Origin of the sequence: Candidatus Symbiopectobacterium sp. 'North America' (assembly GCF_015762685.1) — a bacterium.
In the GTDB taxonomy this organism is placed as follows: Bacteria; Pseudomonadota; Gammaproteobacteria; order Enterobacterales; family Enterobacteriaceae; genus Symbiopectobacterium.
In genome coordinates this window covers 56,632-64,946 of the sequence record NZ_PEHF01000057.1, presented here as the reverse complement: position 1 = coordinate 64,946, position 8,315 = coordinate 56,632, and the positions used below count along the sequence as shown (strand labels likewise).

At 50.4% G+C, this 8,315-nt stretch carries 6 protein-coding genes, 1 pseudogene and 1 riboswitch; of the genes and pseudogenes, 2 read left to right on the top strand and 5 right to left on the bottom strand.

Annotated features, from left to right (window positions below; translation table 11 throughout):
• Positions 1 to 136 precede the first annotated feature (136 nt).
• The gene (murI, locus tag CS369_RS13165; protein ID WP_196907445.1) at positions 137 to 997 is read right to left on the bottom strand and encodes a glutamate racemase; all 861 of its coding nucleotides are present in this window, start codon (positions 995 to 997) and stop codon (positions 137 to 139) included.
• Positions 942 to 2,801, bottom strand: coding sequence for a TonB-dependent vitamin B12 receptor BtuB (gene btuB, locus CS369_RS13160; RefSeq protein WP_196907450.1), 1,860 nt, complete (start codon positions 2,799 to 2,801; stop codon positions 942 to 944). Before btuB ends, murI begins: the two co-directional genes overlap by 56 nt.
• Positions 2,802 to 2,887: 86 nt before the next feature.
• Positions 2,888 to 3,101: riboswitch (cobalamin riboswitch) on the bottom strand.
• Positions 3,102 to 3,240: 139 nt separating this feature from the next.
• Here btuB and trmA point away from each other — a divergent pair.
• The gene (gene trmA / locus CS369_RS13155; RefSeq protein WP_196907444.1) at positions 3,241 to 4,344 is read left to right on the top strand and encodes a tRNA (uridine(54)-C5)-methyltransferase TrmA; all 1,104 of its coding nucleotides are present in this window, start codon (positions 3,241 to 3,243) and stop codon (positions 4,342 to 4,344) included.
• Between the two features lie 29 nt (positions 4,345 to 4,373).
• Here trmA and CS369_RS13150 read toward each other — a convergent pair whose 3' ends face one another.
• Positions 4,374 to 4,745, bottom strand: coding sequence for a YijD family membrane protein (locus CS369_RS13150; protein ID WP_196907443.1), 372 nt, complete (start codon positions 4,743 to 4,745; stop codon positions 4,374 to 4,376).
• Between the two features lie 109 nt (positions 4,746 to 4,854).
• The gene (fabR, locus tag CS369_RS13145) at positions 4,855 to 5,490 is read right to left on the bottom strand and encodes an HTH-type transcriptional repressor FabR (protein WP_196907442.1); all 636 of its coding nucleotides are present in this window, start codon (positions 5,488 to 5,490) and stop codon (positions 4,855 to 4,857) included.
• 217 nt (positions 5,491 to 5,707) lie between these two features.
• Here fabR and sthA point away from each other — a divergent pair.
• Positions 5,708 to 7,127: pseudogene (gene sthA, locus CS369_RS13140) on the top strand (Si-specific NAD(P)(+) transhydrogenase).
• Here sthA and oxyR read toward each other — a convergent pair.
• Positions 7,110 to 8,027, bottom strand: coding sequence for a DNA-binding transcriptional regulator OxyR (gene oxyR, locus CS369_RS13135; RefSeq protein ID WP_196907441.1), 918 nt, complete (start codon positions 8,025 to 8,027; stop codon positions 7,110 to 7,112). The pseudogene sthA and the gene oxyR sit on opposite strands and share 18 nt — an antisense overlap.
• Positions 8,028 to 8,315 lie beyond the last annotated feature (288 nt).

Genomic DNA, 8,315 nt, shown 5'->3' with positions numbered 1-8,315 from the left:
TAACTTTCCGACTGTTACCGCAACCGCGTGTCGCTGTTGCCGTGTCAGTGGAGGCGGAGTATAGACACTTCTCGCGCCCTGACAAGGGCTAATTTCAATTTTATTTCCGAGTGCCTACTATTCAGCCAAAAAGCCACTAAACCGGTAGTTTTTCCAACGATTCAAAGCCAAAACGCTGCAAAACGGGCCACAGAGTCGCCACTTTAGGCGTAATCGTCATGCAATAAGCCAGATTCTTTTCCGTGCTCAGAACCGGTGGCTGTTCCAGATTAGCGAGATGCCATGCAGTCCTTCTGGCGATTGCCGCCCCGGAATCCACCAGTCGCGTGCCGTTTGGTAGCACTAACTGTAACTCTTCAGCCAAAAGAGGGAAGTGCGTACAGCCAAGCACCACAGTATCCGGAGGTTCAGGCAATTTCAGCCAAAGGTACAAAATTTGCTGCAACGCCAATAACGATACGTTATCCCCTTGCAACTTAGCCTCCGCCAGTTCCACCAACTCGGCCGACCCCAGCAGTAATATCTGGCAGTCCGTGGCAAAACGTGCAATCAGTTCGTGCGTGTAGGAGCGCTGCACCGTGGCGCGTGTTGCCAAAACGCCGACGATGCCATTGCGTGTCAGCTTTGCAGCAGGCTTCACAGCAGGCACAACACCCACTACCGGGAAGGTAAAACGCTCGCGCAGCGCGGGCAATGAAATGGTGCTTGCGGTGTTACAGGCAATAACCACGGCAGCCAGTTGATGGAGCTGTTGTACCGCAGAAACGATTTGAACCACACGCTCAACGATAAAGTCTTGCGGTTTCTCACCGTAGGGGAACGCTTCATTATCGAAGGCGTAGATATAATGAAGATCCGGCAGTAGCTGCCGAATCTCGTTATAAACAGATAACCCCCCCACGCCGGAGTCAAACACCAAAACCGTGGGGCGGGCGGGCAGGTTAGAAGGTGTAGCTTCCGGAGAGATAGTACTTTCTTCCTGCCGTTTGATAGCCATATGCTGTCTCGTACTCTTTATCAAACAGGTTGGCGATTCTACCACGAACTGTAAGATGAGAGGTGACAGGATATGATACAGCGAGGTCCCAGAGACTTACACCACCGAGTTTGACTCGGCGCGAAGGTGATTGGCTAAAGTCGGTGTCATAGCGTTGACCCAAATATTGATAGGTCATAGACCAGTCAAAATCGTTCCAATCCCAATCAAGCTGATATTTTACCTGTTGTTTTGCACGGCGCAGGAGAACCTGATTTTTTTGAGCGTCACGAGGATCAACGTAATCGTAAGAAACAGAGTGAGCCAGCCGGCCAGTATCAAACGAGGCCGTTGCTTCTATACCTTTTATACGCGCTTTTTGGATGTTGATGAAATGGTATCCCGAGTCATAACCGATGAGATTATCAATATCATTACGATATCCAGACAAGCGCCAATCCACAGCACCAGTCAAGCCTTCGAAACCAGCTTCCCACTGTTTACTTTCCTCAGGGCGAAGGTTTCGATTGCCGTAGGACTCGCTATACACTTGGTTAAGATTTGGAGCCTTGAAAGCCGTACCGTAGGATGCGAAAGCACGATATCCATCAACAAACTCCCAAGATGTTCCTGTTTGCCATGTGTTATGACGTACAAAACTATTGTTATCATCGCTTCGAACAGCCCCTTCCACTGTCAAGCTGCCGAGCGTTTGCTGTGACGTTAAGTAAACACCAGAGTTACGTTGCTCATGGCCTTGAGTCACACGACCTGTCCCCGGTTCAGATACTTGTTTTTGCCAATCTACACCAGCACTAACTGTACCATTACCAATTTGAGCGTTGTTTCCCCATTGGAGATTATATTGTTTGGTATCATCCTGAGAAGAGGACACGCCATAACGCCCATTTTTCGGATCATAGTTGAGGTCTTTACTGCGGTTATAGCTAGCAACTAGTTGTGTGGAAAAAATACCTCGATTGAAACGTAAACCGCTATCCCACGTCTGGCTGTATAGTTGCCGAGTATCCGGCACCCCCCGAGTAGTAATGAGGGGATAATTACTATAATCGAAATCTGCATTTCCATCATAACTCGTTCGATTATCAAACCCATAACCGCGTACGAAGCCACTCAACTCATCAGTAAAACGGTGATCAACATTGCCGTAAATTGAGCGGCTGATAAATCCATCACGGTCAGGCTGTGCTTTGGTACCTTCCGCATCAGGGAAACCAGCAACGACATCATATCCTTTAGTGTAGGTATAATTACCCGCCAATGTGATACGTGTAGCTTCGCCAACTATTTGTTGCGTGGAGCCATCGTAAGACTGATATCCCTTAGAACCGATACCGGCGCCTAGCGTTGTGCCTTCCTTTTCTCTGGTGGTGATAATGTTGACCACCCCACCAATCGCATCAGATCCATAAATGGCTGAACGTGCACCACGGATATATTCAATTCGCTGCACGAGCGAAAGAGGGATCTGGCTAAGGTCGGTATAACCGCTAATACCAGACTGATTCAAACGTATACCGTCAATTAAAATCAGAGCATGGCTAGAATTGGTGCCACGAATAAACATTGAGCTCATTTGCCCCAACCTGCCATTCTGCCCAATATCCACCCCCGGCAAACGACGCATCACATCGGTCAAGCTCTTCGCCTGCCAGCGGTCAATATCTTCGCGAGTAACCACTGTTGTAGGCGCCAGCACCGTATTCACCGGATGTTGAAAACGGTTAGCGGTAACCACCATGGTGTTGTTGTCAGTTTGCTGCGCACAGCCAGAAAAAGCCGTGGCAGAGAGCGCCGCCAGCAGCGATAATTTTTATAGGACATGTAGTTAGCATCCAAATCACATTGCGGATGCCGCATTACCACAATCGATAGCTCGCGACGATCGTGAACATTGCGACGTAAACCGGCAGGTCTTCGGGCTCGGGTGACATTGCTGTTGCAATCAGAAACGACGACTTCCCACCCGCAGGCAGTGTCTGCATGTAATGCTGTCGTTTCCCTTCCCCTTACCGCTGCGCGTCAGCTCCAGATTCTCACTGGATTCCCTTTTAACTCACACTGCATCAGCACACAGTGTAATATCGGCATGCTATGCTACGATGGCCGCTTACGGATGTCTAGACTTCCGTGATGTGAAATTGCTATTGCAGCAACAACGCTGGACATCCCTTCGAGATGCCCTACAATCCCGGCCAGTAAATTTCTTTTCACCTTTTCACCGTTTTGAAGCCGAGAACACCATGACGCCAGAGAACCTGCCCATCGAACAGTATGACGACCTACTTGCGGAAAAGACGGAACGTCTACGCCAGATGATGGTGCCCTTTGCTGCGCCTGAACCAGAGGTGTTTCGTTCCCCAGTGAGTCATTACCGTATGCGGGCCGAATTTCGCATGTGGCACGAAGGGGACGATCTCTACCACATCATGTTCGATCAGCTGATCAAACAGCGGATCAGAGTAGATCAATTCCCTGCGGCCAGTGCGTTGATTAATCGACTCATTCCCATTCTGATCGATGCAGTACGCAACGATGTGATACTGTGCCGCAAGCTGTTTCAGATTGACTATCTGTCGACGATGAGCGGTGAAGTGGTGGTGACGTTCATCTACCACAAGGCGTTAGATGAGGAGTGGCAACAGCAGGCACGCGCTCTGCGTGATGCACTGCGCGCTCGGGGATTCGCTCTGCAACTGATCGGTCGGGCAACAAAAACTAAAATCTGCCTCGACAGAGATTATGTTGATGAACGCCTGCCAGTCGCCGGGCGTGAGATGATCTACCGCCAGGTTGAAAACAGCTTCACCCAGCCCAATGCCTCCATCAATATCCAAATGCTGGAGTGGGCGCTGAAGGCTACTGCGGGATCAACAGGCGATCTGCTCGAGCTTTATTGCGGTAACGGCAACTTTTCATTGGCACTGGCACGTAATTTCAATCGTGTATTAGCCACTGAAATCGCCAAACCGTCTGTCGCCGCGGCACAATTCAACATCGCCGCGAACCAGATTGATAACGTGCAGATTATCCGCATGGCAGCGGAAGAATTTACCCAAGCACTACAGGGTAAGCGTGAATTTACCCGTTTGCAGGGTATCGATTTGTCCGAATATCAGTGCGACACCATTTTTGTCGATCCGCCACGTAGCGGCCTGGACGACCAAACGCTGTCCATGGTGCAGGGTTACTCGCATATCCTCTACATCTCCTGCAACCCGGAAACCCTGTGCAACAACCTGACCCAACTCACGACGACACACCGTATCACTCGTCTGGCCCTGTTCGATCAGTTCCCTTATACCCATCATATGGAATGCGGCGTGCTGTTAGAGAAGAAGGCGTAACCACCTTCTTCATCGCGAAAATGCAATCATCATGATGCAGGCGCGTCGTCTACCGGGCGGCGCTTTTTAAGCCGCAAGCCAATCCAGAACACCAACACGACACACAGTAATGAAGGCAGGAAGTTGGAGCCAATCTGCTGATATTCAACGCGAACCAATGCGCTATACAGCAGCAACCCCAATAAAAAGCAGGCGGCGGTCAACAGCGGTATGCCTTCAGGCATCTCAATATTGAGGTAACGCTGGTGCAGGCAGTAAACCGAAAGCACCAGAGCAACCAGCGGAAAGACGGAAAAGGGCACAATTGAACTGAACAACGCGGCAAATGAACCATTGACCGATAAACCTGCGATCAATGCCAAAACCACGGTGCCTTTTTCTTGATGAGGGTATTTTGTCATGATGTCTCCCGTAGTTTTCAACACTCAAGCGTTTTAAACACTCAGGAACACGATGAGACGCCTACTGCGTACCGCCTTAACAGAGGGAAACATCACCTCAGGTTCGCTGCTACACGTCAGAAGTATTCACTTCCTTCTCATGTTCCTTTCTGTACCAGTAGTAAGCCCCTTTGGCAATCAGACGTAATTGCAGCACCAGGCGTTCTTCCAATTGCCGCCGCTGTTCAAGCCCAACGTCCAACGCCTCTGCTCCAGCGCTAAACACTATCGTGACCATGGCTTCAGACTGGGCCTCCGCAAATTCACGCGGGATATGATTTTCCACTTCAAGATAGTCCGCCAGTTCCGCAATAAAATGCTGGATTTCACGGGCGACAGCAGCACGAAACGCAGCGGAAGTGCCCGAACGCTCACGCAGCAACAAACGGAACGCATTGGGGTTATTGCCAATGAACTCCATAAAGGTGGCGACCGATGTGCGAATAACGCTGCCGCTTTTGGCAATGCGCTGGCGTGCCTGTCGCATCAGTTGACGCAACATCAGGCCGCTTTCATCGACCATCGTCAAACCCAGTTCATCGACATCGCGGAAGTGGCGATAAAAAGAGGTGGGAGCGATGCCCGCCTCACGCGCGACTTCACGCAAGCTCAGGCTAGCGAAACTCCGTTCGGCGCTGAGTTGACTGAAAGCAGCTTCGATTAAGGAACGGCGAGTGCGTTCTTTTTGTTGTGCTCTGACACCCATATTTTGTGTTCCGACACCCATATTCAGCTGACACCATCCGCTTTCCTCTCCAGAAAAGCACTATAGCAAACTTTACTTGCGACATACTGAGACAAAGTTTGCCATATTGAAAATGAGACAGAGGATTGTCATACCAGCAAAAGGGATAAATTGGGTTATGAACGTGGCAGTGTTACAATAGCGTTATCGGCTTGTATAAAAACAGGATTACCCTACCATGACACAGCAAGCACAAACTCAGCAACCGTTTGATTATGATGCCATCATTATTGGTTCAGGCCCGGGCGGCGAAGGCGCCGCGATGGGGCTGGTAAAACAAGGTGCCAGAGTGGCCGTCATCGAGCGATATAACAACGTCGGCGGTGGGTGCACGCACTGGGGAACCATCCCCTCCAAAGCGTTGCGCCATGCCGTCAGCCGCATCATCGAATTTAACCAGAACCCGCTGTACAGCGATAATGCACGCCCTATTCGCTCCTCGTTCTCCGACATCCTGCGCCACGCAGACAGCGTCATCGGCCAGCAAACCCGCATGCGTCAGGGTTTTTACGAACGTAACCATTGCGAAATATTTTCAGGTGAAGCACATTTCATCGATGAACACACGATTGCCGTGCAGTATCCCGATAATATGCAAGATACGCTTACGGCCGCACACATTATCATTGCCACGGGCTCACGCCCCTACCACCCGGCAAACGTAGACTTTTCACATCCCCGTATTTACGACAGCGATTCCATTCTGGAACTGGATCACGAGCCCCAGCACGTGATTATTTATGGTGCAGGCGTGATTGGCTGTGAATATGCCTCGATCTTTCGTGGCCTGAGCGTAAAAGTGGATCTGATCAACACTCACCATCGCCTGCTGGCGTTTCTCGATCAGGAAATGTCTGACGCCTTGTCCTACCATTTTTGGAACAATGGAGTAGTCATTCGTCATAACGAAGAGTTCGAATCGATCGAGGGTACCGCTGACGGCGTCATTGTTCATCTTAAATCCGGTAAAAAGATGAAGGCCGACTGCTTGCTGTACGCCAATGGGCACACCGGCAACACGGAGACGTTAGGGCTGGAAAAAATCGGTTTGGTGCCCGACGGGCGCGGCCAGTTGAAAGTCAACAGCATGTACCAAACCGCGCTGGCACACATCTATGCGGTGGGCGATGTCATCGGCTATCCCAGCCTGGCTTCAGCGGCCTACGACCAGGGACGATTGGCGGCGCAGGCCATCGTCAAAGTCGATGCCAGTGCACACCTGATCGAGGATATCCCGACAGGGATCTACACCATTCCGGAAATCAGCTCCGTGGGGAAAACCGAGCAGGAGCTTACGACGATGAAAGTGCCCTATGAGGTTGGGCGCGCGCAGTTCAAACATCTGGCGTGGGCGCAAATCGTCGGCATGAACGTGGGGAGCCTGAAGATACTTTTTCACCGAGAAACCAGGCAAATCCTCGGTATTCACTGTTTTGGCGAGCGTGCGGCGGAGATTATTCACATCGTCCAGGCCATCATGGAGCAAAAAGGCGAAGGGAATACTATCGAATATTTCGCTAATACAACCTTTAATTACCCAACGATGGCCGAAGCTTACCGAGTGGCGGAACTTATATGGGCTAAACCGCCTGTTTTAATGCACTGTCCAAATAGTGCTGCATATGTTCCCGCACAGCGTCCGCCAGCTGTTCATAGCGACCGCGCAGTGGCGATCCTGGGCGGTACACCAGCGCGACAGTTCGCTTCGGCTCCGGCTTGTAGCACGGTAAATAACAGACACCATCACGCTGGCGCTCATGAGGCACCGCCAGTGAAGGCAGCAAGGTGATCCCACAGCCAGCTGCGACCATGTTGCGCAACGTTTCCAGGCTGGTGGCGCGAAAATGCGTATCTTCATCTGCCCCTGTCTGGAAGCAGAACCCCAATGCCTGATCGCGCAGGCAGTGCCCATCTTCCAGCATCAGCAGTTTTTCACCGGCCAGATCGGACATGGCAACACGCTCACGGTTTGCCCACGGATGATCCTGATAAATCGCCAGTTTCATTGGTTCATCAAACAGTGGTACTTCGATAAATGCTTCCGATTCCTTGACCATCGCGAGAATGGCGCAGTCCAGCTTGCCGCTATCCAGATGTGCCAGTAGCTGATGCGTCTGTGCTTCATGCAGGTACATTTCCAGCTTAGGAAACGTGCGATGCAGCATGGGAATGATATGCGGCAGCAGGTAAGGCCCAACGGTGGGGATCAGACCAATATGCAGTGGACCAGACATGGTCTCTCCCTGCTGGCTCGCCATCTCTTTAAGTACTTTGACTTCGCGCAGCACGGTTCTTGCCTGCTCGACCAGTAGCAAGCCAGCCTGAGTAAACAACACTTTTCTGCTGGTGCGCTCCAATAATATCACACCCAGTTCATCTTCCAGTTTACGAATTTGACCACTGAGTGTTGGTTGGCTGACATGACAGGAGTCCGCTGCACGCCGGAAATGACGGTGTTCAGCTAACGCCACCAGATACTCTAGATCCCGAATGTTCATTTATCATTATCCTTAACACGATAGCCAAAAACGATAGGTATGATACCAATCAATGGTAAACCCGATCAACAAAGAAAAAGTTTGGTTCCCGAAAACAACGGTATCTTATCGGTTAAAAAATATAACCAGCGACGGCGTTAAGAAAATGAAATTTGTTTCACTATTGAAATTTTATAAGTCTTTCAATGCTGGATAATCATAAGATGCCAAATATTAAAAACACACAAAGCCGACACACTTTACCGAGGTAGTGGTAATAACATATAGCATCAATAATGACATAATTAT